Below are 26,672 nucleotides of genomic sequence, written 5' to 3' on the forward strand. Positions count from 1 at the left end.
TTCAATCAATTTCTCATTTCGTCATTTTAATCAATTTTAATATAAGGATACTCTATTGCGACTAAATACAATCCGCACGCTGGCACAGATTGTCCTGCTTTGCTTCTATTTTTACTTGCTATGATTTCTTCAACAGCAGCAATCTCAATATCGCCCCTACCTACCATTACCAAAGTGCCCATAATAGCCCTCACCATATTACGCAAAAAACGATCAGCTTTAATGGTAAAAATCAAACCATCGGGCTGTTGTTCAACTTTAGCATAGCTGATTTTACAGTTATTGGTAAAGGTTTGTGTATTGGATTTGCTAAAGCAAGAAAAATCTTTGTGCTGCAATAATACTTGTGCAGCTTGGTTCATCTTTCCGATATCCAATTGACCTTTGTACAACCAAGACCGGTCTAACTTAAAAGGATTTTTATGGAAATGCAGGTAATATTTGTACTCTCTAGCTGTTGCGTCAAAACGGGCATGCGCTTCGTTAGCTACTTCAAAAATACGATGTAAAGCAATACTGTAAGGCAACAAAGCATTGATCCCCTTTACTGAATTTTCTACTTGTTTCGGGTTTACATCTACCAAATCGAAATGCGCATAAAATTGTGTGGCATGCACCCCTGTATCTGTTCTTCCACAACCTAATGAAACTATTTCTTGCCTAAAAAAGGTGCTTAACGCCTTATCTAAACATTCCTGCACAGTAATGCTATTGGGCTGTGTTTGCCAACCATGAAAATCTGTGCCATTATAGCTCAATTCAATAAAATATCGCTTTGTTTCCAATGCTGCAAAAATAGCGGAAAGAACAAGGAATAAAGAATAAGGATAAAAGATTATGAAACATGCGCTATAATTTTACAAAGAAGAAGTCTTTCATCCTTGTTCTTTGTTCTTTTATCCTCAAAAGATTAAGTTTGTAAAAAATTAAAACTCATGATCCAAAGAATTCAATCTATTTGGCTTTTGCTTGCTGCAATCAATATTTTATGCCTATTATTTGTACCTACCATCGGCGCATCTACGGATAGTGGATACTATATATTAAATGGTTCCGGTCTTAAATTAGAAGGCGCAAAAGAGCAGGCAACTAATATCCCGCTTTTAGTAAGTGTTATTTTAGCTGGATTAATCAGCTTGATTAACGTCTTTAATTTCAGAAATAGAAAACTACAAATACGTATCGCTTCGCTAAATATTTTTCTAATCCTCGCTTTATCTTTCTGGCTCACCCAAATGGTAAAAAGTCTTGGAGAGCTAAAAGTACTAGATATTGAACCAGGAATATTTCTTCCATTAGTAGCTATCATTTTTACCTTATTGGCGATTAGAGGGATCAAACAAGATGAAAAACTGATTCGCTCTGCTGATAGACTGCGTTAAGCTACATGTAAGCAAAGGTTTTATATAGTAGTCGACTCTACGACATTTATTGCAATGCAATCCTTAGCATCAAAGCCAGTTTATTTCAAAGACTGGCTTTTCTGTATCCTTAAACTTGTTGAGCTTCTGCTTATAAAATCGACAAAATAGCGAGCAACAATACTCGGTCTAGCGATAATAACAAGACTTATGAAGTGTTAAAAACTTATCAAATCTTAATTGCATCACATTTTTGAAACTAACCAAATAGCGTCAGTCGGAAGTTAATTAGCCCATATTTAGATTACAGTAAAGCTCCCGAAAAAAAGTCGAAACAGGAAAACTTTCGAGAGCAACAAGCACTAAAAATGCGCCTCGAACACGGCACCAAGCCAATTGAGCAAACACCACCCTTCATAACTTTCTTATTTACAATTTATTAAGCTTAAAACAAATTATTTACAACTATATATATTACGAATAATTAACCGTACCTTTGCGCCTTAATAAAAAATGTTATAATGATAAACCCATTTAGTAAATTGGGGATAAGTGATGACGTTGTTAATGCCGTAAAAGAGCTAGGATTCGAAAATCCTACGCCTATTCAGGAGCAATCTATTCCTGTACTGTTAGAAGGTAGTAACGACTTTGTTGGTTTGGCCCAAACAGGAACAGGAAAAACAGCCGCATTTGGTTTGCCGTTGTTAGAATTAATAGACTTTAAGAGCAATAAGCCGCAAGCACTAATTTTGTGCCCAACGCGTGAGCTATGTCTGCAGATTGCAAACGACATCAAAAATTTCTCTAAAAACACGCAGAATGCACACGTGGTTGCCGTTTACGGTGGCGCTAACATTATGCAACAACTACGCGAAATACGCAATGGCGTACAAATTGTAGTGGCCACGCCCGGCCGTATGTTAGATATCATTGGTCGTAAAGCCATCGATTTCTCTAGCGTTAAATATGTAGTATTGGATGAGGCAGATGAAATGTTAAACATGGGCTTCCAAGAAGACATCAACGACATTTTATCGACTACACCAGACGATAAAAAAACATGGTTATTCTCTGCAACGATGCCTCCTGAGGTTCGTCGCATAGCTAAAAACTACATGGACAACCCTGTAGAATTAACCATGGGCACAAAAAACACAGGTAACGTAAATATTGAGCACGAGTATTACATTGTAAAAGCTCGCGATAAGTATGCTGCCCTAAAACGTATTGTAGATTACAACCCAGATATTTTTGGTGTGGTTTTCTGTAAAACGAAAATGGATACGCAGGATGTTGCCGAGCATTTAATTAAAGATGGCTACAATGCTGATGCTTTACACGGAGACTTGTCTCAACAACAACGTGACAAGGTAATGCAACGTTTCCGCGATCGTAACATGCAATTATTAATTGCTACTGATGTTGCTGCTCGTGGTATTGACGTTTCAGGGGTAACTCACGTAATTAACTATGCTTTGCCTGATGAAATTGAAAGTTACACTCACCGTTCTGGCCGTACTGGTCGTGCTGGTAAAACTGGTGTTTCTATATGTATCATCAACGCTAAAGAAACTGGTAAAATCCGTCAGATTGAAAGAATCATTGGCAAACAATTTACAAAAGCTGAATTACCTACAGGTTTTGATGTTTGCGAAAAACAATTGTTCGGCTTAATTCACCGTGTACATAACGTAGAGGTTAACGAAGAGCAAATCGACAAATATATGTCGAGAATTAACGACGAATTTGCTGATTTGAGCAAAGAAGAAGTAATTAAGAAATTTGCGTCATTAGAGTTTAACCGTTTCTTAGAATATTACCAAAACGCACCAGACCTTAACTTAAGTGCTGATGACCGTTTTGACAGAGGTGAGCGTGGTGAAAGAAGAGAGCGTGGAGAACGTAATGGGCGTGGTGCAGAAGATGGCTACTCTCGTTTGTTTATTAACGTTGGTTCGGTAGATGAGTTTACCAGAGGTGATTTATTGAGCTTCGTTTGCAACAACGGTAAAATTAGCGGCAAAGCTGTTGGCAAAATCGACTTAAAAGGTGTTTTCTCTTTTGTAGAGGTAGAAAATGGTGCAGTTGATGCACTTTTCAACAACTTTAAAGACGTACAATACAACGGTAGAGAAGTTAGAATTGAGAAAAGTGGCGAAGCTCCAGTTGGAGGTAGAGGCGGTGAAAGAAGAAGCGGTGGTGGCTACAGAGGTGGTAACGGAGGAGAGAGAAGAAGTGGTGGCTACGGTGGTGATAGAAGAGGTGGAGATCGTGGTGGCGACAGAAGAAGCGGCGGTGGAGATCGTTCTGGAAGCGGAAGACGTGGTGATCGTTCTGGTGGCGGAAGTAGTGAAGGCGGTTTCAGAGACTTCTCTGGACGTAGTCGTGAAGAAAGAAGCGGCGGAAGCGGAAGACGTGAAGGCGGAAGTGGAAATGGCGGAAGCGATAGAAGACGTAGATCTTAGTTTTCAGTTTCCAATTATAAAAAGAAAAAGTCCCATTAAATTTAATGGGACTTTTTCTTTTTATATCAGTTTACAGTTTTGGGCGCCTCATTGCAAACTGTAAATTGAAAAATATCGACTTATTGCACCGGTCTATTCTTAATCTCACTTGCTTTTAAATAAACCTTTGCTCCTTTTTTGTTTACATAATATTTACGGTTTTTACCATCGATGTAAACATTAGTACCGTCTGGAGCCATTTTACCTTTATAGGTCTGGTCGGCAACTTTAGCGCTGCCTTTAACAGCTACTTCTGCCGTTTTATTACCAACAGCATTCGCTCCTTTTTCTACTGCCTTGCCAGTTTTTTGGATTACTTTTCCAGCTTCAGTTTTTTTCTCTTGTGCACTAGCACTTGTTGAAAACAGGGTCATCGCAGCAATAGCGAACAGACCTAATAAATATCTCTTTTTCATTATCTTAGAATTTAATGAATAGAGAACAAAAAAGAGAAAGGTTTGGTTTTGAGAGTTTTCGGTTCGCTCAAAAAGCAAGTATAAAAGTGAGTTCGGTTTAAGCATTGTCTTAAACTTTATTCAATCGATACTAGAATGTGTTTTTTAGCTCGCCGCCGCTGGGCTCTTACTTTTTGGCCGCAAAAAGTAACAAAAACTCTCGGTTGCTTATTTTTCTTTCAAAGAAAGTGCGGTGGCTTATTGCTGCAAACCGAAAAACAAGAGACCGAATATAAGCTGAACGTAGATTTGAAGGGCTATCGCTAGCGAACATCTTAATTCTCTCATCCCGAACTCACGTTAAGTATATCAAAAAGCTGGTATAATTTGAATTGATTTAAAATGCCAATAGACTTTGACACTGAAACTAGTCTAAGCTGTGTTTAGACGCCAGCTAGTTCAAGTCCCCTTTTAGTCGATTTAGGGATTTAACTCAACTTTTCGGTCAACATCTTCATCTCTATATGAGGAGATTTACGCTCGTATAAAATTTGATAAACCGCTTCACTTATTGGCATATCTACCTTATATTTTTCATTGATGCGATGCATTGAATTTGCAGCATAATACCCTTCGGCAATCATGTTCATTTCTAACTGCGCAGATTTTACCGTGTAACCCTTCCCTATCATGTTGCCAAAAGTTCTATTTCTACTGAACTGGGAATAAGCGGTCACCATTAAATCACCCAAATAGGCAGATTCTTTGATGTCTCTTTCAATTGGATGTACCGCATCTACAAAACGTTCAATCTCGCGAATAGCATTAGAAATGAGTACCGCTTGAAAATTATCACCATAGCCAACACCATGACAAATACCACTAGCCACTGCGTAAATGTTTTTCAAAACCGCAGCATACTCAGTTCCAAAAATATCATCAGAAATATTGGTCTTGATATAACGGGCATTGAGGTAACTAGCAAAAACACTTGCAGAATTAACATCTGTACAAGCAATAGTAAGGTAAGAAAGCTTCTCTAGGGCTACTTCCTCTGCATGGCACGGACCACTAATTACCAAGATATCTTCATAAGGTAATTCATATTTCTCATGCAAAAAATCGCCAATAATCAAATTATCTTCTGGCACAATTCCCTTAATGGCAGATACTACTTTTTTACCCTTCATTTGCGCCGGGCTAATATCCTTTAGGCTGTCTTTTAAAAAAGCAGCTGGCACATTTAATATCACGTAATCGGCCTGAGCAATAATGTGGGTAATGTCTGAAGATACATTTTCTGGTTTTAGCCTAACCTCAACCGCACTTAAATAGCTAGGGTTGTGCTTATATTTCCTGATATGAGTTATCGCTTCTTCGTTGCGCATCCACCAAAAAATTTCCTTTTCAGTTTCATTATCTGAAAGCATTTTGATAATGGCTGTTGCCCAACTTCCACCGCCAATCATGGCTATCTTAGGTGCACTCATATCTAATTATCTTAAAGCGGGTATTTAATTTTAAACACAGATTAAAAACAAAAGGTTTAAAAAAATGCGATGAGCACCTTTTTAAACCTTTGCAAAAATAATTAAATATTATGACTTGTTGTACCTACTTTTTGTCTCCAGAAGTAAATAACTTATCCTTAGATGTTTGCTCTACTTTTAAACCATCTTTAAGTTTATTTTGTATAGCCGAATAAGGTCCCGAAACAATTTCTTGTCCAGCTTTTAACCCCGTTTTTACAATAATAAACTGATCATTTTGGATACCCGTGGTTACTTCTGCTTTTTTCACCGTAGAAGCTTTTGCGTCAAATAAGTAGATATATTGTTTAACCTGCTTATCATTAAGTTTACTCTTTTGCTTTTCGGCATCTTGAGCACTGCTACTATTATCACCGTCAGTCTTAGCATCAGTAAAAATTGCCTGAATTGGTACAGCTAAGCCGTTCACCGTTTCACTTTCAATATCAACCGTAGCAGAAAGACCTGGCCTAAATGGCGAAGGCAAATCTTTTGCACCGCCTTTAACTGCACTATATGATGCAGCTAACAATCTTACCTTTACCGAGAAGTTAGTTACTTGATCTACCGATGTTGTAGTGGCACCAACTGCAGTTGAAGAACTTGCAATTTCCGTTACCACACCTCTAAATTTCTTACCTGCAAAAGCATCGACTTCTACGGTTGCGCTATCGCCTAAAGTTACGCGGTTAATATCATTTTCGTTCACATCTACATTTACTTCCATACTGCTCAAGTTAGAAATACGCATAATTTCTGTACCAGCCATTTGAGACGTACCCAAAATACGATCGCCTAACTCAATTGAAAGTTTAGAAACTACGCCATCAACAGGAGCATAAATAGTAGTTCGAGCTAAGTTAGCGCCAGCCTCTTTTACACTAGCTCCGGTTTGTTCCAAATTAAATTTAGCTCCTACTACACCTTCTTTTGCACTAGCCAGCGTAGATTTTGCTGTTAAATATGCCGCTTTAGCATTATCGAACTCTGCGGCAGAAATCACCTTTTTATTAAAAAGCTCAACATTACGCTTGTAAGTTGCCTCTGCGTTTACAAAGTTAGCCTCCGCTTGTACCAATTGTTGTTGAGCCGAAGCCACACTAGCTTTTTGAGCATTATAAGAAGCAACCGTACGTTCATAGCTAGACTGCAAAATATCTGGACGTACCTTACACAACAACTGCCCTTTCTTCACTATATCACCTTCTTTAACCAAAAGCTCCGTCACCTCTCCCGAAACCTCAGAACTTAGTTTAACTTCAGTTTCAGGTTGTATTTTTCCACTGGCAGTTACTGTTTCGATAACCGTTTTATTTCCTGCTTTTTCTACGGTAACTTTCTCTACCTGCTTTTTACCAATTACACCTGTAGCAGCCAATACGATTAGTATTGCGATAATTGCACCTGCGCCTATTAAAATGTGTTTTAACTTCATAATTATTTAATATTCCAATCCCGAATGGTCGGGACAAGTCGTGGTTTCTTTTTGTATTAATTAAAATGCGATTTGTTTGCCTAAATAGTAATCTATCACTTTCGATTTGAATAACAAATCGTACTTAGCCTGTATCATATCTATTTCTGCTTTGTTTCTATTCGTTTGTGCAGTACTAAATTCTACAGAATTAGCCAAACCAACGTTATAGCGCTGTTCGATTACGAAAAAAGCATCTTTTTGTGCCGCAAATGCATTTGTAGTAGATCGGAATCTACTTTCAGCAGCTCTTAAATCGGCAACTGCCTGATAAATAACCTTATTAAGATTATTTTTCGAAAGCTGCTCGTCAACTTGTGCATTTTGATAATTGATTTTTGCTCTTCTCACATTAGAACGAGCTTGATATCCATTAAAAATTGGAATAGAAAGACTAAAACCAACAAACTGATTAAAGTTGTCTTGAATCTGTGAGCCAAAGCTATAATTGGACAAAGTTCTCAGGATATCTGGAACTTCATTTACAACGGGTTGTTGGGTACCTTGTACTTTTCCAATAACAACCTCTTTAAGACCATTATTTACTTCTGTTACTTTTGGTTTTATGCTAGAATAATTGGAACCTACGCCACCACCAAATGATAACCGGGGATAATAAGTTCCTCTTGCAACATCAATTGCTTTTTCTGCTGCCTGAGCTCTTAAAGAAGCCAACCTAATATCAGGGAATACAGTCATTGCCGTTGCAACTACTTCTGGTGCACTGTAACTATTTTTAGCATAAGTAATGGCATCTACTAATGGCACCTGTACTTCAAACTTATTATCAGATGGCAATTCCATCAACTGGTTAAGTGTCAAATAAGAAATTGCTAAGTTATTTTGAGCATTAGTAACTTCAAGTTCCGAGGTGGCAACTTGTGACTTAGCTTGTGAAACATCGGCTAAAGTTTTATTACCTACATCCAACAATTGTTGTTGTTGATTTAATGTCTGTTTAGCTACTTCTAGCTGTTGCTGTGCGGCTTTTAGTAAATCTTTATTAAACAAAATTTGCATATAAGACGTAACCACTTGTAGTATCAAATCGTTTTTAACTTTTTCTACATTAGCCTTATCCGCATCCAACAATAACTTATTCTGCTTAATTTGATTAACTTTTTGGCCTCCAGCAAATAAATCTACACTTCCGTTAATACTTCCACTAGCGGCATTAAACTGTTGACTAATAAATTGGTTAGTAGATGGGTCAATACTTCTACCAAAGTTTCTATTACCATTAATACTTCCACTTATAGATGGCAGTAACGCATTTTTCGATTGACCGTAATTTTCATCGGCCAATGCTGCACTAAACTGCGCCTGCTTTACCTGCAAATTGTTATTTAGCGTTTTATCTATCGCCTGCTGAATGGTAATCACTTCTTGTGCTGAGGCTGTAAAACCTGCCACAGACAGGGAGAACGCCGCAAACAAAAAGCTTATTTTAGAAGTTTGTCTCATAAATTTCGTTCACAATTATAAATAAACGGGAGGTCGTTTTTTGTAAATTTTTAACTATAGTGCTTAAATATTACTTTTACAGCATGTACACTGTTAGACCGCCCTTTTTTCTCAAATGGTTTTATCCCAATTTAATTTGGAATAAAGATACCAAAGAAAAAATCGTTTATCTCACCTTTGACGATGGTCCAATACCAAATGTTACAGACTTTGTGTTAAATACATTAAAAAGCTTTGATGTTAAAGCTACGTTTTTTTGCATTGGCGACAATATCCAAAAACATCCACAAGTATTTGAGCGCATTAAAAGAGAAGGTCATGCTATCGGCAACCATACTTACAACCACCTAAAAGGATGGAAAACAGAGAACGAAACCTACATCAATAATTTTTGGAAATGTCAAGAATTAACAAATACTAATTTGTTTCGCCCGCCATATGGGAGGATTAAGAAAAGTCAGATTAAGGATTTAGTTAAGAGTTGCGAGTTGCGAGTTATGGTCAATACACAACCCACAACCCATAATCAGAAACTAGATATAGTGATGTGGGATGTATTAAGTGGTGATTTTGACATCAATTTAGCTCCAGAAAAATGTTATGAAAACGTAATTAGCAAAACTAGAAATGGTTCTATCATCGTATTTCACGATAGTTTAAAAGCTTGGGAAAGACTAGAATATGCGCTACCAAAATCGATTGAATCTCTTTTAAAGAAAGGTTTTCGATTCGAAACACTTTAATTTTTGGCTTTTCTATGGATTCGTGAAGTTTTTTTCATCCTTAATATTAAAAACATATAGCAAATCTTATTTTAGCCATTCAATTAAAAGGAAACCATGAACAAACTATCTAAAGCCATTCTCGTTCTCACAATTTGTGCAAATACTTTTACCCTAAACGCCCAAGATAGAGAGCTAACTGTTAGTAGTAAAAGAAACGAAGACAAGAGCGTTACACTTACCGCCGAAAAAACTTCTCCAGGAACTTATACCGTTGTTTTAAATTTTAGGGAACTAACCAACACTCACAGCGTTAGCGACCCTACTTATAAGGTTAAACACAGCGGAGGCAACTTCCTTACTTTAACGCCTAGCAATAGAGACCAAAGTATTGGCTATGCATATAGCTACAGTTACATTAGAGGAGAACTTAACCCAAAGTATAACCCACTTTTTGTGTATGCATTACCTTATGGAAAAGGTAAGAAAGTAAGAGCCACTGAAGCTAATTTCCTGAATGCTACTTATTTTGGTTCTACTACTCCTGATGATTGGAAATCTTATCGTTTTTATACCGAAGAAATAGATACCGTAACAGCAGTTAGAAAAGGGATTGTAGTCAGCGTTTCCGACTTGTATGACGAAGACACCAAAGACCTGAAATATACCAGTAAAGTAAATACCATCGTTATAGAACATGCTGATGGCACACTCGCAAATTACCGAGGTTTCAAGAAAGGTATTTTTGTGAAACAGGGTCAAACTGTATTCCCTGGTACAGCACTGGGAATGAATAACATTACCAATGAGCGTTATGGTATTTCATTGATGATTACTTATTTGAAATCTGCGGATATAGGTGCAGCAAAAAAGAACACTAAAGAATCTAAAAGTCTGTATGGTTTTGTTACGCCCTATTTTTGCACCACAGCTAATGCCAATGGTATTTTAACCAATCAGAAATATTATACCTCAGCCATTACTCCAGAAATTATCCAGAAAGAAATGACGAAAAAAGAGATTAAAAATTTAGGAAAGAAATAATCTCACAGAGACAAAGCATGAAGAAATACCTATTTTTCTTACTCGTATTATGCTTATTTTCTTGTACACCCTCAGTAGAAAAAGACTTTAAAAAAATCCCCACTGAATTTGATACTTTAGAAAACCTCATTAAACATATCAATCCTTCAAAAAAATACATTTATTGGGAATGTGTTTATAAGGAATATGAAAAGACATCAAAAGTAATTATTAGTAAAGGAGATAGTTCTAGTATTAGAAATCTAAAATATGATGTCCCGAGAGATGGCTTTATCAATAAAAATTGGACCGGTTATTATTACATAGCGTATCAAGATGGAAAAAAACTGAAATATGCTTACGACACGAAAAGCCTTCAAACGTTTATTGGTAAAATAGACAATTTAGCCAATGCTTTACTCATTGCAGAAACGCAGAATTTCTCAGTTGACTTAAAGAAAAAATTAGGAAGCTCCTATAAAAAAACATCTAATGGATTTGAGCTTCACCTAGCTAAATTTCATTCATGCCCGACACAAACTGAAGCTTTTAAAATTTCAATTGACACACTTGGCAATTTGGAACCTAAGACTTTAAACTATTTTTACAATGTCTATAAAGATGTCTGCGCTGATTAAATCTTGTGTTCTATAATGAGAATTACAACTTAATATTTTAAGCTTACAATTCCGCTGTTTAGAATAATTCCAAATTAGCTAATCGCCTGCCTAGATTATATTTAAAGATAGTTTTTTGTTATTTTTGGTCTTGACCATAAAACTGCGTTCTTTGGTCGTTAAACACAAATTAATCCACGAAAACCAGTATTCTTTTTTTAAAAAACAGGTTGTGTATCTTATCGCAACCTCCATAGAAAAAGAATAACACAACTAAGATGAGTATTTATAACGATTATATCCAGGAGATTGAAGAGAGAAAAACCCAAAATCTTCACCCTAAACCTATTGATGGAGCAGATTTATTAAGTGAAATTATTGCTCAAATCAAAGACACCAACAACGCCAACAGAGAAGATTCAGTTAAGTTTTTTATCTACAATACTTTGCCAGGCACTACTAGCGCAGCTAGTGTAAAGGCACAATTCTTAAAAGAAATCATTTTGGGCGAAGCTGTTGTTGCAGAAATTACGCCTGACTTTGCTTTCGAATTGTTATCACACATGAAGGGCGGACCTTCTATTAAAGTTTTATTGGACATTGCCTTAGCTGATGATGCGGAGAAGGCTCAAAAAGCAGCTGATGTTCTTAAAACACAAGTTTTCTTATACGATGCTGATACAGACCGTTTAAAAGAAGCTTATCAAAATGAAAATCCTATCGCTAAGCAAATATTAGAAAGTTACGCTAAAGCCGAATTCTTCACCAAATTACCTGAGGTTGCCGAAGAAATCAAAGTGGTAACTTTTATTGCTGGCATTGGAGATATTTCTACGGATTTATTATCTCCAGGTAACCAAGCGCACTCTCGTTCTGATCGTGAGCTGCATGGTAAATGCATGATTACACCAGAAGCTCAAGAACAAATCCAAGCGTTACAAGCGCAACATCCAGACAAAAGCGTGATGTTAGTAGCTGAAAAAGGCACCATGGGTGTAGGTTCTTCACGTATGTCGGGGGTAAACAACGTAGCGCTTTGGACTGGAAAAAAATCTAGCCCTTATGTTCCCTTTGTAAATATTGCTCCAATTGTTGGTGGTACTAATGGTATTTCTCCAATTTTCTTAACTACAGTAGATGTTACTGGCGGTATCGGTATCGACCTTAAAAACTGGGTAAAGAAAACTGACGAAAATGGCGACCTTATTCGTAACGAAAGCGGTGAGCCAGTTTTGGAGGAGGCTTTTTCTGTAGCAACAGGAACGGTATTGACCATCAATACAAAAACTAAAAAACTATCTAACGGAGAGCAAGAGCTGATTGATATTTCAAAAGCATTAACTCCGCAGAAAATGGAATTTATTAAGGCTGGCGGTTCTTACGCCATCGTTTTTGGTAAAAAAATCCAAACTTTTGCGGCTAGAGTTTTAGGAATAGAAGCTCCGCTAGTTTATGCCCCAGCAAAAGAAGTTTCTATCGAAGGCCAAGGCTTAACTGCTGTAGAAAAAATATTCAATAAAAATGCAGTAGGCATAGCTCAAGGAAAAGTTTTACATGCTGGTTCTGATGTTCGTGTTGAGGTAAACATTGTAGGCTCTCAGGACACCACAGGTTTAATGACTGCTCAAGAATTAGAGGCAATGGCTGCTACAGTAATCTCTCCAATTGTTGATGGCGCTTATCAGTCTGGTTGCCACACGGCTTCTGTTTGGGATAAAAAAGCACAGGCCAACATCCCGAAATTAATGAAGTTCATGAACGATTTCGGTGTAATCACCGCTCGTGACCCGAAAGGCGAATATCATTCAATGACTGACGTTATTCACAAAGTATTGAACGACATCACCATTGACGAGTGGGCAATTATCATCGGTGGAGATTCACATACACGTATGTCTAAAGGTGTTGCTTTCGGAGCAGATTCTGGTACAGTAGCCCTAGCTTTGGCAACTGGCGAGGCTTCTATGCCAATCCCTGAATCGGTAAAAGTAACTTTCAAAGGTGCAATGAAAGAACACATGGATTTCCGTGATGTGGTTCATGCAACGCAATTACAGATGTTGCAACAATTTGATGGCGAAAACGTATTCCAAGGTCGTATTATCGAGGTACACATCGGTACTTTATTGGCCGACCAAGCCTTTACTTTTACTGATTGGACAGCAGAAATGAAAGCTAAAGCTTCCATCTGTATTTCTCAAGATGATACTTTAATCGAGTCCTTAGAAATTGCGAAAAGCCGTATTCAAATCATGATTGACAAAGGTATGGACAACCATAACCAAGTTCTTCAAGGATTAATCAATAAAGCAAACAAACGTATCGAGGAAATTAAAACGGGTATTAAACCTGCTTTAACTCCAGATGATAACGCCAAGTATTACGCAGAAGTAGTAATTGATTTGGATATCATCAACGAGCCAATGATTGCTGACCCAGATGTAAATAACGCTGACGTTTCTAAACGCTACACACATGATACCATCAGAGATTTAACTTTCTATGGTGGCGATAAAAAAGTAGACCTTGGTTTCGTAGGTTCTTGCATGGTACATAAAGACGATTTAAAAATCGTTTCTCAAATGTTGAAAAACGTAGAGACGCAAACTGGTTCTGTATCATTCAAAGCTCCTTTGGTGGTTGCGGCGCCTACTTATAACATCATCGACGAGTTAAAAGCAGAAGGCGACTGGGAATATTTACAGAAATATTCTGGATTTGAATTCAGCGATGCTTTACCAAAAAGTTCAGCTCGTACCGAATATGAAAATATCATGTATTTAGAGCGACCAGGTTGTAATTTATGCATGGGTAACCAAGAAAAAGCTGCCAAAGGCGATACCGTAATGGCTACCTCTACCCGTTTGTTCCAAGGTCGTGTGGTAGAAGACAGAGATGGCAAAAAAGGAGAATCTTTATTGGCATCTACGCCAGTGGTAGTTCTTTCTGCAATCTTAGGTCGTATCCCAAGCATCGAAGAATATAAATTAGCAGTAGAAGGTATCAATCTAACTAAGTTTACCCCTATTTCTACGAAGCAATAAGACATTTTATTTGTCAATACATAAAGAAGGCCATCCCGATAATCGAGATGGCCTTTTGTTTAAGCAAAAAAAATTGCATAGAATGTTTTTAAATAACACAATTTGACAAATCTCAAAAACAACTGTCTTGAAAATTGTTTAATTTAGATAACATCGTTATTGATGATAATTTTAACAAAACAATTATGGCTTTTGATATAGAAATGATTAAAAAGGTATATGCAACTTTTGGCGAACGCGTAGATGCAGCTCGCGAATTGGTTGGTAGACCTTTAACACTTTCAGAAAAGATATTATACGCACACCTTTGGGACGGAAAATCTAACAAAGCTTTTACTCGTGGTGCAGACTATGTGGATTTCGCTCCAGATAGAGTAGCTATGCAAGATGCAACGGCACAGATGGCCTTACTGCAATTTATGCAAGCTGGAAGGCCAAAAGTAGCCGTACCTTCTTCTGTACATTGTGACCACTTAATCACTGCTAAACTAGGTGCAGAAATTGACTTACCTCATGCTAAAACCGAAAGTGCAGAAGTTTTCGACTTCCTTTCTTCGGTTTCTAATAAATACGGCATTGGTTTTTGGAAACCAGGTGCTGGCATCATTCACCAAGTAATTTTAGAAAACTATGCTTTTCCAGGCGGGATGATGATTGGTACTGATAGCCACACGGTAAATGCGGGTGGTTTAGGCATGCTGGCCATTGGTGTTGGCGGTGCCGATGCTTGCGATGTAATGGCTGGCTTACCTTGGGAGCTAAAATTCCCGAAACTAATTGGTGTGAAACTAACTGGAAAATTAAACGGCTGGACTTCCGCTAAAGACGTAATTTTAAAAGTTGCTGGTATTTTAACCGTAAAAGGCGGTACTGGCGCTATTGTAGAATATTTTGGCGATGGCGCCATTAACCTAAGTTGTACTGGTAAAGGCACTATCTGTAACATGGGTGCAGAAATTGGTGCTACTACTTCTACTTTCGGTTACGATGAAAGCATGGAACGTTATTTACGTGCAACCGACCGTGCCGATGTTGCTGATGCTGCCAATGCGGTAAAAGAACACTTAACTGGAGATGCTGAAGTTTACGCAGCACCTGAGAAATATTTTGACCAATTAATCGAAATCAATCTTGATGAATTAGAACCTTACTTGAATGGTCCATTTACACCAGATTTGGCTACACCTATTTCACAAATGAAAGATGTTGCCGCTGCTAATGGATGGCCAACTAAAGTAGAATGGGGTTTAATTGGTTCTTGCACCAACTCGTCATACGAAGATTTATCTCGTGCTGCTTCGGTAGCGAAGCAAGCTATTGCAAAAGGTTTGGGTAAAAAAGCTGAATTTGGTATCAACCCAGGCTCTGAGCAAGTGCGCTATACCGCACACCGTGATGGTTTGTTAGATACTTTCACTGATTTAGATGCCACAATCTTCACCAACGCCTGTGGTCCATGTATTGGTATGTGGGACAGAACAGGTGCGGAGAAAGCGGAGAAAAATACCATCGTACACTCATTTAACAGAAACTTTGCTAAACGTGCCGATGGTAATCCAAACACCTTCGCCTTCGTAACTTCTCCAGAAATTGTAGCGGCTTTGGCTATCGCTGGCGATTTAAGCTTTAATCCATTAACTGATACATTAACCAATGATAAAGGCGAGCAGGTGAAATTAGACGAGCCTACTGGTTGGGAATTGCCAGAAAAAGGTTATGCTGTAGAAGATGCAGGATACCAAGCTCCAGCAGAAGATGGTTCTAATGTTGAAGTTGCAGTTTCCCCTACTTCTCACCGTCTGCAGTTGCTAGACCCTTTTGCAGCTTGGGAAGGTACAGATTTGAAAGGCTTAAAACTGTTAATCAAAGCTAAAGGTAAGTGTACTACCGACCATATTTCTATGGCTGGTCCATGGTTGAAATTCCGTGGTCACCTAGATAACATTTCTAACAATATGTTAATTGGTGCCGTAAACTACTTTAACGATAACACCGACGACATTAAAAACCAATTGACAGGCGAGTATGGTCCTGTACCAGCTACGCAACGTGCTTACAAAGCAGAGGGAATTGGTTCTATCGTTGTTGGCGATGAAAACTATGGCGAAGGTTCATCTCGTGAACACGCTGCTATGGAACCTCGTCACTTAGGTGTACGTGCTGTATTGGTAAAATCTTTTGCTCGTATCCACGAAACCAACTTGAAAAAACAAGGAATGTTAGGCTTAACTTTTGCCGACAAGGAAGATTACAACAAAATTCAAGAGGATGACACTATTGACATTGTAGGTTTAACAGAATTTGCGCCGAACAAACCATTAACGTTGGTATTACACCATGCAGATGGCTCTACAGAGCAATTTGATGTAAACCATAGCTATAACGAACAACAGATTGAGTGGTTCAAAGCTGGCGGCGCATTAAATATCATTAGAAAAGAAGCTGCCGCGAAAGCTGCGCAGGCATAATCTTTCGAAAGACCCTAAGACAAAAATCCCAACTGGTTTAAAAGCTAATTGGGATTTTTATTTTGATATAACTGATATCTGAAGACTAATTCCTGATCACCATATTACAACCCTTCCACAGCTTCATTCTCGCTCAGGTTGGCGTCCCCGCCAACGTGCAAAAAAATGCTATTCTTTATAATGAGTTAAAAAGTCAAACGGACTTTCTCCATTTTCATAAAATGATGCTGAAGACCAATAGTAACCTTCTGACGAACCAGCTAAATGCCAATGAGGTTGCAACGGGTTTTTATGAATATAATCTAGCTTTTGCTTTAAGAACTCTTCTCCCCAACATTCTTTAACCATACAATCTCGCTGCCAAAATTGAAACATCCTATCTAACAGATTAACCCGATAACTTTTTAATTTCTCAGTATCTCCATTTATTCTCTTTTTAAATTCATGAGCAGTAAAGCTTAATAAGGCACCTTGAACCTTAGCTCTTTCAAAACCGTCTTCAATCTTCCATAATAAATGAATGTGATTTGGCATAATCACAAAGCCATAAATTGTACAACGTTTTTGTCTTACAAGCCAACCCATCGTGTCAATTATTATTTGCTTAAATTCATCACTTAATAAATGTTCCCAATTTAAAATCGTAGCTGTAAGAAATTCTGGATGATATGATTTTAGCATAAAAATCTAAAATAGGTAGACTTAAAACTAACAAAATTTGATAAGACTATTTGTAGTAGAATTTATAAGGCTCGTTGGCGAGGACGCCAACAAGGGAAAGAAAACTGGTTTAAAAGCTAGTTGGGATTTATTATTTGTAATGATACCTACTAATTCCTTAATACTTTTTTACAATCCTTCCAAAGCTTCATCTTCAGTTAGAAACTGGTCGATAGCATGAACATCTTTTTCAAAAACATGTAATTGTATCCCACTTATAGAAATATCAAATACCGGATAAACTAAGGCTGCATTTTCTCCAGTAAGGAAACAGTTAAAACCTGCATCAAGCAAACGACTTTTTACGATGTTTGCTTCCATTGGATTTTCGAATGTTTTATAAACTACAATTTTGTCTTCTGTCATATCCCTAAATATAAGGATTTACTTCGATAAAAAATCTTGCCACCAATACCCAGATTGTTTAATGGTGCGCTGTTGGGTTTTAAAGTCGTTGTACACGAGTCCGAAACGAGCTTGGTAACCTTCCGCCCATTCAAAGTTATCCATTAAAGTCCAGGCTAAATAACCAGTGATGTTGATGCCTTCATTTTTAGCCTTTAGCATGGCAGCTAAATAAGCTTCGAAATATTCAATTCTTGCTTGATCGTTAATTTTACCATCAACCAAATGGTCTTGAAAATAAGCGCCATTTTCAGTAACCATGATATTTTTCACCTGAGGATAAGCGGCGAACTGTTTGATGATACGATAAAAGCTATCGGCATTAACTTCCCAACCCATGGCAGTATGAGGTGCCCTCCTATTTTTTGCCTTCACTTCCCAAGCTTGTACTACTGGAATAAAAGCGTTGTATTTAATCACCAATGGGAAATAATTCTGTACGCCAATAAAATCAAAGTCAAACCTCATTCGCTCTTGGTGGCGCCACGTGGAGTGACTAATGGCGAATTTCTCCAACACATCCCAATCTGCGGTAGGAAAACCCATACCTAAAGTAGGCTCCAAAAAGAAACGGTTCATCAACGCATCTACTCTTTTCGCTGCTATTATATCTTGTGATGATTGTGTGTAAGGTATAATTTCAGAACATGAAAAGGCAGTTCCAATCACTGCATTTTTCACTTCAGCTCTCAATATTTTGCCACCATCTGCTTGTGCAATTGCGGTATGCAAGGCGGCATCAAAGAAATTGCTTACGCCATTTTGTCCTGGCGCATGAACGCCCAACATATAACCCAACGAAGTAAAGCCGAATGGTTCATTAATTACAATCCAGTGTTTTACTTTATCGCCATATTCTTTGGCACAAAAAGTCGCAAACTCGTTAAAATGGCTATTAATTCCAAAGGCAGTCCAGCCGCCTTCTTTAGATAAGGCCTCTGGTAAATCCCAATGGTATAACGTGATCATCGGTGTGACGCCCTGCTTTAAACACTCGTCTATCACATTGTGGTAAAAAGCTACGCCTTCTTTATTTAGCGTACCGTGACCTATCGGAAAAATGCGTGACCACGCAATAGAAAAGCGAAAAACATTAAACCCGAGGGTTTTTACCAAAGCAATATCTTCTGGATAACGATGGTAAAAATCACAGGCTTCGCTTGGATTGTGCCCTTTCTTGATTTTACCAGTACGCTTCGAAAAAGTATCCCAAATACTAGGACCTTTGCCGTAGCTATTCGCAGCACCTTCTATTTGAGCAGCGGCAGTAGCCACGCCCCATAAAAAGTCTTTCCCAAAATCGCTGCTGTACATTGCATCAAATAAAATGAATAATTAGGATGATGAGATTAAATTAAAGTTAAATTATTGGTTTAAGATTAGCCACAGATGCCACAGATAACTTTAATTAGAAATATAATTTAATAATTAATCATTTTAATATCTGTGAATCTGTGGCAAAAAATTTTTGGATGGCTAAAAACAAATCTAACCCAAACCTATCTCTCTTAACAAAATAGCCGCATTAAATTTCGTACAAGGTCCTTGTTTAATTAAATAATCAAATTCCATTTCGTTACCTACCAGCTGAATATCAAAATGGAAATTACGTACCGCAACTGGATGTACCTGTTCCAATTCTGAAAGTTGTAAATCATGTGTAGCAAATAACGTTGGTGTTCCTATTTTAATCAGTTTTTCTATAAATGCTTTAGAACCGTCAAACTTATCTTTGCTGTTAGTTCCTCGTAGCATTTCATCAATCAGCACAAAAGCATTAGCATGTAACTCTACTTCACTTAAAATCATTTTCAAACGGTTTAGTTCAGCTTTAAAAGTAGAGGTGCTTTCTATCAAATTATCTTTGATACGCATGTAAGTCAACAGACGGAAAATAGATAAGTTCATCCGCTTTGCGCAAACCGGTGCACCCGCATAAGCCAATACCATGTTAATGCCAACTGTACGCAGAAACGTACTTTTACCTGCCATGTTAGAGCCAGTGATAATGTCCACCGTTGGCGTTTCTTTTACGTAATAGGTATTATTCACCCGCTTCTGGGTGGCAATTAAAGGATGTCCCAGCTCATCTGCTTGTAAAGCGAAATCTTTGTTAATTGTAGGAAAAACCCAATCGGGATGATTGTAATTTAAGGTCGCAAAAGAAATCACTTCTTCGAAATAACCGATACGATCTAAACCCTGAGCCACTTTATCACTTACATTTCTACTCCAATCTCCAAGTTTGATACAGCATTTCAAATCCCATAGCAAAAAGAAATTAAGTACAGCATACAAAAGGAAATTCAAGCGAGCATCAAATTCCACAATGATTTTAGCCAAAGTTTTAATATGAACACTCACCTTTTCTTCCGACTGGAAAAGACCTTTAATGTATTTACTTTTCCAAACACGTTGTTCTGTCCATTCAATGGCATCCGCATAACTACTTAACAAACCAGAACTACCACTAAATCCATAATAAACCGCAGTAATTTGCTTAGAATAGAAGAAAGTTAGCATTGCATTCGTAAAAGCTAACACACCGAAAATATTCCATAATGTGCCGCCAAAAATTAATCCTATTAAAAATAACAGCAACATTAAATAAGGCACCAACTTCACGTAAACTCGCAGCAATTTATTTGATGTGAAGGTTATTTGCTTCGACAATTGGCTGCCCAATTTTTGTTTAATTTCTTCTATTCTGGTTACTTCATGCCCTTTTAAATTAGCTCTAAAAGCGAAGGTAGTATCTATATGTTCCGTTAATTCTTTGATTGCTTGCTGGCGTTCGATGATGGTATTTTGGTTACTCGCCGTAGCCAAATGCTTAGCCAGCTCTTCTACACCAATTTTTGATGCTCCCCTGTTTATTAACGCATAAAGCGATGACCTTCCAAAAATATCCAAATCAGAAAGATAAGGATGGTTTTCATCTTCAAAAGCGGTTCCGTCATCGTATCCATTAGGTTTACCTTGCAGTAGAGTAATCTCATTTTCAAAAACCCAAAGTAAATTCTGATGAAACTTGTATTGCTTTTCAAGTTTATTTTGTCGCCTAACTACCGCAGCGAAAGTAAATATGGGCAGTACAAGTAACACCGACCAAATTGCGTTTGCAGTAGTCCCTTCAGAACTAACCAATCCTACAAAAAAGCCAATTTCCACCAATAACAAAGCCACCCGCACAAAAGAAAGTTGATCTACTTTTTTCTTCAATATAGCAATCTCTGTTTGTTGCTCTTTTGCAGATTGCTCGTATCGTTTTAATCTATCTAGCTCGGTATTTAACATTATATTTGTGGAATTTATTACGTTTTGTATGCTCCAAGGGCGGTCGTCATTTCGACCTTAGGACGAAATCTTTTTCAGGACTATCCATATAAAATATTTCTCCATTACGCTGTGCTCCAGTCGAAATGACGGGAAAGGTGCCTATAAGATTTACATTTACAACGGTAAAGATAAAAAATGAAAGCATATACATGAAGATTACCTTAATTGCTATCGGTAAAACTGAAGACAAATATTTGATTGAAGGAATTGAGAAGTATCTCAACCGCTTGAAACATTACATTAACTTCAACATGGTTATCATTCCTGACGTGAAAAATACCAAAAACCTTACCGAAGCACAGCAAAAAACCAAAGAGGCAGAGTTGATTTTAAAACAATTGAACAATAGCGACGTAGTGGTGTTATTAGATGAGAAAGGCAAGAAATATACTTCTGTGCAGTATGCTCAGTATATCAATAAACAAATGGTGGGAAGTGTGCAAAACTTGGTGTTTATTATAGGCGGACCTTATGGATTTGACGAAAGTATTTACAAAAGAACAAATAGCAGCATTTCATTATCAGATATGACGTTCTCTCACCAAATGGTACGTCTGTTTTTTGTAGAGCAACTTTACAGAGCTTTTACTATCTTGAAAAACGAACCTTATCACCATGAGTAAAAGATAGCCACAGACGCACAGATTTAAAAATAATCGAATAATTTATAAACTTATTCGTGCATCTGCGGCTAAACATTATGGAAAATAACTATCACAATCATCAAATAATAAAAAGGAGGGAATTATGAAACTACCTAACGATTATAAAAGAAATTACAGATTTAGAACAGACACTTCTAAAGAGAAAAAATACCTTAACATTATCCTTATTATCATGGTTGTGCTAGTGGTATTATGGTATGCGTATAAATACTTTTTCACATAAAAAAACACCAACCTTCAGCAGGTTGGTGTTTGTATCATATTGAATCTCTTTTAAAGACTAAGCTCCTCTTTTAGTTGGCATCGTTGCTTTTTTAGCAGGCGCAGCCGTTTTAGCCGTTGGTGCTTTAGCCGCTTTTGCTTTAGGTGCAGCTTTAGGCTTAGCTTCAACTTTATCTTCTACTTTTGCCGCATCTTCTTCAGCAACCAGAGCTGCTTCAGTAAACAAAGGCATATCTTTCAAGAAGTTGTACCAAGCTAAAATTTTCTTCATATCAGAAGCATAAACTTTCTCTTGGTCGTGGTTTGGAGCAACTTCTTCAAAGAATTTTCTTAAAGTATTACCATCAGCTTTAACATCAGGAATTGCAGTTTTTGTAGCTGCAATATTTGCTAAAACGTCAGTTAACTTCAATTCTTCATCTTCTCCGTAGATAGTGATATCCTCTAAAGAAGCCAATTTAGTATTAGAAAGATTAGCAACGATTTTTAATTTTTGCTCATCAAGACCTTCTAAAACATAGCCAGCTTTATTTTGTCCAATTAATTTGAACAAACCTGGTCTGCCCGAAACAGATACAATTCCTCTTAAATTCATATATTTTTGAGATTTGAGAAATGAGATAAGAGAAGTGAGAGATAGTCTCAAATCTAATAGCTCAAATCTAATGTCTAATTAATCTTCTATTACTTCTACAGTTAAAATTTTATCGCCTTGGCGAATATCGTCAACTATATCAACGTTTTCTACTACTTTACCGAAACAAGTATGTACACGATCTAGGTGCGCAGTATTATCTCTGCTATGGCACACAAAAAATTGAGAACCACCAGTGTTTCTACCAGCGTGAGCCATAGAAAGCACACCTCTATCGTGGTATTGGTTTTCGCCATCTAACTCGCAATCAATTTTGTAACCCGGACCACCAGTACCAGCCATACCCGAAGCACCATCCTTAGAGTTTGGACAACCACCTTGGATTACGAAGTTAGGAATTACACGGTGAAAAGCTACACCGTCATAAAATCCTTCTCTGGCTAATTTTTTAAAGTTAGCAACAGCTTTAGGAGCATCTTTTTCATAGAACTCCACGGTCATATCGCCTTTTACCGTTTTTATAATTGCTTTACCCATTTTCTTTTTTAATAAGGATGCAAAAATACACAAATAAATTAAATGTGATAATTAGTTAACATGATGATGAGATAATTGTGAAATGAATGCTACTGCTAATGATTTTTCGCAGTTCTGATCATACAATTTTATTCCTCTGGCATGCCTAGGCTAAGCACTCCTCAGGAAAGATTTTTAGCTTTTCGTACGGGCTAAACATTTTTCACCCTCATAAATATGCGAAAGATATTTCGCCTTGTGCATGGGCGAAAGCTGTTTCGCCCCAACAATTTACATCTCAACGTTCTACTTTTTAGCTCGTAAGTTTTAACTTCGTATATATGCAAGGCAAAAAATATAGCTTACTGGTTTTATTTCTGTTATTTCAAATAGCAGCAAGAGCGGCTTCTATCCTAATCTATATGGATGAAGGTCAGAAAAACCACCTTAAAGCCTACGGAATTGCCTATTGGTGTATTAAGCAACAAGCTGAAGTAGATTGGCTACTAAACTATCGTGGAGGAAGCTTTTTGGTCAAGCAAGCCAAGTCCATTGAAAATGAACTGAAAATAAGAGGTGTTTCTTATGAGGTGCTTGCTGACGCAAAAGTTAGTGCCATCCTTAACGAAATTAGCGACCCAGCCGTAAATATGGAAATGGTAAAGCTGGAAAAGGCTCCAAAAATTGCCGTTTACTCACCCAAAAGCAAGTTACCTTGGGATGATGCCGTAACGCTTGTACTCACTTATGCAGAAATCCCTTACGATGTAATTTACGACGACGAAATACTCAAAGACAAATTAACTACTTACGATTGGCTGCACCTCCACCACGAAGATTTCACGGGACAATATGGAAGGTTTTGGTCGTCTTTCAGAAATGTAACTTGGTACCAAGAAGATGTAAAAAACCAAGAAGCAGCAGCCAAGCGCAATGGTTTTAAAAAAGTATCGGAAATGAAATTGGCGGTTGCTAAACGCATTAAAGAGTTTTGTGCTGGCGGTGGATTTTTGTTCGCTATGTGCTCTGGCACCGACAGTTTTGACATCGCTCTAGCAGCTGAAGGTGTAGATATTTTAGAAAGTATGTTTGATGGCGATGGCATGGACCCAAATGCACAGTCGAGATTAGATTACAACAAGGCGGTAGCATTTACCAATTTTAAATTGGATATGAATCCTTATAATTACGAGTTTTCGGATATTGATGTAACGCAAACTCGGACCAATTTTAATCAAAGCAACGATTATTTTACTTTATTTGATTTCTCTGCCAAATGGGATTTAGTGCCTACCATGCTTACCCAAAACCATGAAAAAGCAATTAAAGGTTTTATGGGACAAACCACTGCATTTCGTAAGAGTTTGGTGAAACCTAATGTTACGGTATTGGGAGAAAACAAAGCTGGTGCTGAAGTTCGCTATTTACATGGCGAAATAGGAAAAGGACAGTTTAGTTTTTACGGAGGACATGACCCTGAAGATTACCAGCACCAAGTTAATGATCCGCCTACCGATTTAAGCTTGCATCCTACTTCGCCGGGCTATCGATTGATTTTGAATAATGTATTATTTCCGGCAGCGAAAAAGAAACCTCAGAAGACTTAACTAGTCCTTATAATTAGCTTGTCAAAGTATTTCAACAAGGTCTTCGACAAGCTCAGACTGACAAATCAGGGCAACTATTCAATTTGATACAGTTTGCCCTTTTTAAAAAAATCCTATATTTGCAACAGTAAAAATCAAAGTCACCACCACATGTAAGATTAAATTTCTTTCCATTCATTAAAGACCGCAAAGCGAATTGCCTTGCCTATCTATTCATCTTTAAAGAAAGAAATTATGCTTACCCTACAAAATATTAGCTACATACATCCTAATAAGGAATTACTTTTTGATGGTATAAACTTAACCATTAACCCACACGATAAAATTGCGTTAATTGGCAACAATGGCATTGGAAAATCAATACTGTTAAAGATCATTACTAAGGCATTGCAACCATCTGCTGGACAAATAACAATTGACCAAACGCCTTACTATGTTCCACAAGTTTTTGGGCAGTTTAATGAGTTAACCGTAGCTCAAGCCTTGGGAATTCAAGACAAACTCCATGCACTGCAACAAATCTTAGATGGTAATGCTTCGGAAAAAAACTTCCATTTGCTTAATGACGATTGGACTATTGAAGAGCGCTGCAAAGAAGCCTTAGAATATTGGAACCTAAAAGACATCAAACTCTCCGAAAAAATGGCTTCACTAAGTGGTGGGCAGAAGACAAAGGTGTTCTTGGCAGGTATACAAATTCATCAGGCAGAACTTATTTTGTTGGACGAACCTAGCAATCACTTAGATATTGCTAGCAGAGAATTGTTATATCAATTTATACAAAATACCAAGAGCACTTTACTCATTATCAGTCATGACAGAAAATTGCTTAACCTGTTAAACACCGTTTGCGAATTAACCACATCTGGTATCCATATTTATGGCGGCAATTATGATTTTTATGCAGCGCAAAAGCAAATAGAAAGCAATGCATTAAGTCATGATATACAAAATAAAGAAAAGGCTTTACGGAAGGCGAAAGAAAAAGAACAAGAGACTTCAGAACGGCAACAAAAGCAAGATGCTCGTGGCAAAAAGAAACAAGAGAAAGCTGGCGTAGCTCGCATCATGATGAATACTTTGAGGAACAATGCAGAAAATAGCACTGCCAAAATTAAGGATATTCATACTGAAAAAATTGGAGGAATTACGGAAGAATTACGTTCATTAAGGACAAATATAGCCGATATAGATCAAATGAAATTCGGTTTCGACAATGCCAAACTGCATAAAGGGAAAATCCTATTTAAGGCAAGCAACTTAAACTATAGCTTCGGAAATGAATTGCTTTGGAAAGAAAGTCTAAACCTTCAAATCAATAGTGGCGAACGTATTGCGCTAAAAGGAGCTAATGGTTCTGGCAAAACCACCTTAATCAAATTAATATTAGGCAATTTGGAAGGTTCGTTGGACGAAATCTATCAAGCTATTGGTCATGCCATTTATATCGACCAAGATTATTCGTTAATTGATAACGAACTCTCTATTTACGAACAAGCTCAAAATTACAATACCAACCTACTGCAAGAACATGAGGTAAAGATTAGACTAAACCGTTTTTTGTTCGGTAAGGATGATTGGAACAAATTATGCAAGAGTTTAAGCGGCGGCGAAAAAATGCGGCTGATGTTATGCTGTTTAACCATTAAAAATATAGCGCCAGATTTAATCATTTTAGATGAACCCACCAATAATTTGGATATACAGAATGTTGAAATTTTAACTGCAGCTATCAACGAATATGAAGGAACTTTAATCGTGGTATCTCACGATGAATATTTTCTAAAACGAATCAATATGAATAGAGAAATCAACTTGTCCTGAAGCCAATTTTCCACTAACGAGCACAACATTGTCTGCTTTTGTAAACACTCTGTTACGTTAAAAAGCATCATTCATTCTACAGGTCAAAACATGCGATAAAACATCTAAAAATGCTGTTTTTAAGTATTTTCATCGGTAATTGTTACGGAACTTGGCATAGCTTTTGGAATTGAGT

General features: G+C 37.4%; 22 protein-coding genes. 11 read left to right on the plus strand and 11 right to left on the minus strand.

Annotated elements, in window-relative coordinates:
- Positions 1–26: 26 nt before the first annotated feature.
- Positions 27–785: a tRNA pseudouridine(38-40) synthase TruA gene (truA, locus tag CRO54_RS11975; protein WP_097132229.1), complete on the minus strand. Its 759-nt coding sequence runs from the start codon at positions 783–785 to the stop codon at positions 27–29.
- A gap of 150 nt (positions 786–935) precedes the next feature.
- Here truA and CRO54_RS11980 point away from each other — a divergent pair, with 150 nt between their 5' ends.
- Both CRO54_RS11980 and CRO54_RS11985 read left to right on the plus strand, forming a co-directional pair.
- Positions 936–1,382, plus strand: a complete 447-nt coding sequence (locus tag CRO54_RS11980; protein WP_097132231.1) for a DUF4293 domain-containing protein — start codon at positions 936–938, stop codon at positions 1,380–1,382.
- Positions 1,383–1,882: 500 nt separating this feature from the next.
- On the plus strand, positions 1,883–3,829 hold the full coding sequence (locus CRO54_RS11985) for a DEAD/DEAH box helicase (RefSeq protein WP_171047888.1): 1,947 nt from the start codon (positions 1,883–1,885) through the stop codon (positions 3,827–3,829).
- Between the two features lie 119 nt (positions 3,830–3,948).
- Here CRO54_RS11985 and CRO54_RS11990 read toward each other — a convergent pair whose 3' ends face one another.
- The 4 genes from CRO54_RS11990 to CRO54_RS12005 form a co-directional block, all read right to left on the minus strand.
- Positions 3,949–4,284: a hypothetical protein gene (locus CRO54_RS11990; protein WP_097132233.1), complete on the minus strand. Its 336-nt coding sequence runs from the start codon at positions 4,282–4,284 to the stop codon at positions 3,949–3,951.
- A 467-nt stretch (positions 4,285–4,751) separates the two neighbouring features.
- Positions 4,752–5,753, minus strand: coding sequence for an NAD(P)H-dependent glycerol-3-phosphate dehydrogenase (locus CRO54_RS11995; RefSeq protein WP_097132235.1), 1,002 nt, complete (start codon positions 5,751–5,753; stop codon positions 4,752–4,754).
- Positions 5,754–5,877: 124 nt separating this feature from the next.
- On the minus strand, positions 5,878–7,227 hold the full coding sequence (locus CRO54_RS12000) for an efflux RND transporter periplasmic adaptor subunit (protein ID WP_097132237.1): 1,350 nt from the start codon (positions 7,225–7,227) through the stop codon (positions 5,878–5,880).
- A gap of 60 nt (positions 7,228–7,287) precedes the next feature.
- Positions 7,288–8,730, minus strand: a complete 1,443-nt coding sequence (locus tag CRO54_RS12005) for a TolC family protein (protein WP_097132238.1) — start codon at positions 8,728–8,730, stop codon at positions 7,288–7,290.
- An 83-nt stretch (positions 8,731–8,813) separates the two neighbouring features.
- Between CRO54_RS12005 and CRO54_RS12010 the strand changes: the two genes are divergently transcribed.
- From CRO54_RS12010 to CRO54_RS12030, 5 genes are all read left to right on the plus strand, one after another.
- Positions 8,814–9,473 carry a polysaccharide deacetylase family protein gene (locus tag CRO54_RS12010; protein WP_097132240.1) on the plus strand — a complete coding sequence of 220 codons (660 nt, stop codon included), beginning with the start codon at positions 8,814–8,816 and terminating at the stop codon, positions 9,471–9,473.
- Positions 9,474–9,569: 96 nt separating this feature from the next.
- Positions 9,570–10,496, plus strand: a complete 927-nt coding sequence (locus CRO54_RS12015) for a peptidoglycan DD-metalloendopeptidase family protein (protein WP_097132242.1) — start codon at positions 9,570–9,572, stop codon at positions 10,494–10,496.
- A gap of 17 nt (positions 10,497–10,513) precedes the next feature.
- Positions 10,514–11,113 carry a hypothetical protein gene (locus CRO54_RS12020; protein ID WP_097132244.1) on the plus strand — a complete coding sequence of 200 codons (600 nt, stop codon included), beginning with the start codon at positions 10,514–10,516 and terminating at the stop codon, positions 11,111–11,113.
- 257 nt (positions 11,114–11,370) lie between these two features.
- Positions 11,371–14,136, plus strand: a complete 2,766-nt coding sequence (locus CRO54_RS12025) for a bifunctional aconitate hydratase 2/2-methylisocitrate dehydratase (RefSeq protein WP_097132246.1) — start codon at positions 11,371–11,373, stop codon at positions 14,134–14,136.
- A gap of 185 nt (positions 14,137–14,321) precedes the next feature.
- On the plus strand, positions 14,322–16,604 hold the full coding sequence (locus CRO54_RS12030; protein WP_097132362.1) for an aconitate hydratase: 2,283 nt from the start codon (positions 14,322–14,324) through the stop codon (positions 16,602–16,604).
- Between the two features lie 168 nt (positions 16,605–16,772).
- On the opposite strand, the gene CRO54_RS12035 is transcribed toward CRO54_RS12030, so the two are convergent.
- The 4 genes from CRO54_RS12035 to CRO54_RS12050 form a co-directional block, all read right to left on the minus strand.
- Positions 16,773–17,285, minus strand: a complete 513-nt coding sequence (locus CRO54_RS12035) for a transposase (RefSeq protein WP_097132248.1) — start codon at positions 17,283–17,285, stop codon at positions 16,773–16,775.
- Between the two features lie 168 nt (positions 17,286–17,453).
- Positions 17,454–17,690 carry a putative signal transducing protein gene (locus tag CRO54_RS12040; RefSeq protein ID WP_097132250.1) on the minus strand — a complete coding sequence of 79 codons (237 nt, stop codon included), beginning with the start codon at positions 17,688–17,690 and terminating at the stop codon, positions 17,454–17,456.
- Positions 17,691–17,708: 18 nt separating this feature from the next.
- The gene (locus CRO54_RS12045) at positions 17,709–19,043 is read right to left on the minus strand and encodes a GH1 family beta-glucosidase (protein WP_097132251.1); all 1,335 of its coding nucleotides are present in this window, start codon (positions 19,041–19,043) and stop codon (positions 17,709–17,711) included.
- A 174-nt stretch (positions 19,044–19,217) separates the two neighbouring features.
- Positions 19,218–21,026, minus strand: coding sequence for a MutS-related protein (locus tag CRO54_RS12050; RefSeq protein ID WP_097132253.1), 1,809 nt, complete (start codon positions 21,024–21,026; stop codon positions 19,218–19,220).
- Between the two features lie 191 nt (positions 21,027–21,217).
- Here CRO54_RS12050 and rlmH point away from each other — a divergent pair, with 191 nt between their 5' ends.
- On the plus strand, positions 21,218–21,691 hold the full coding sequence (gene rlmH, locus CRO54_RS12055; RefSeq protein ID WP_097132254.1) for a 23S rRNA (pseudouridine(1915)-N(3))-methyltransferase RlmH: 474 nt from the start codon (positions 21,218–21,220) through the stop codon (positions 21,689–21,691).
- Between the two features lie 124 nt (positions 21,692–21,815).
- Positions 21,816–21,956 carry a hypothetical protein gene (locus CRO54_RS21210; protein ID WP_171047889.1) on the plus strand — a complete coding sequence of 47 codons (141 nt, stop codon included), beginning with the start codon at positions 21,816–21,818 and terminating at the stop codon, positions 21,954–21,956.
- A gap of 57 nt (positions 21,957–22,013) precedes the next feature.
- On the opposite strand, the gene CRO54_RS12060 is transcribed toward CRO54_RS21210, so the two are convergent.
- Together CRO54_RS12060 and CRO54_RS12065 are read right to left on the minus strand one after the other, a co-directional pair.
- Positions 22,014–22,550: a DUF5606 family protein gene (locus CRO54_RS12060; protein ID WP_097132255.1), complete on the minus strand. Its 537-nt coding sequence runs from the start codon at positions 22,548–22,550 to the stop codon at positions 22,014–22,016.
- 78 nt (positions 22,551–22,628) lie between these two features.
- Positions 22,629–23,087, minus strand: a complete 459-nt coding sequence (locus tag CRO54_RS12065; protein ID WP_097132256.1) for a peptidylprolyl isomerase — start codon at positions 23,085–23,087, stop codon at positions 22,629–22,631.
- Positions 23,088–23,488: 401 nt separating this feature from the next.
- Here CRO54_RS12065 and CRO54_RS12070 point away from each other — a divergent pair, with 401 nt between their 5' ends.
- Positions 23,489–24,673: an asparagine synthetase B gene (locus CRO54_RS12070; RefSeq protein ID WP_097132363.1), complete on the plus strand. Its 1,185-nt coding sequence runs from the start codon at positions 23,489–23,491 to the stop codon at positions 24,671–24,673.
- Between the two features lie 234 nt (positions 24,674–24,907).
- Positions 24,908–26,497, plus strand: coding sequence for an ABC-F family ATP-binding cassette domain-containing protein (locus CRO54_RS12075; protein WP_097132257.1), 1,590 nt, complete (start codon positions 24,908–24,910; stop codon positions 26,495–26,497).
- Positions 26,498–26,672: the final 175 nt, after the last annotated feature.

It is taken from the genome of Pedobacter xixiisoli (genome assembly GCF_900215335.1).
Lineage (GTDB): Bacteria > Bacteroidota > Bacteroidia > Sphingobacteriales > Sphingobacteriaceae > Pedobacter > Pedobacter xixiisoli.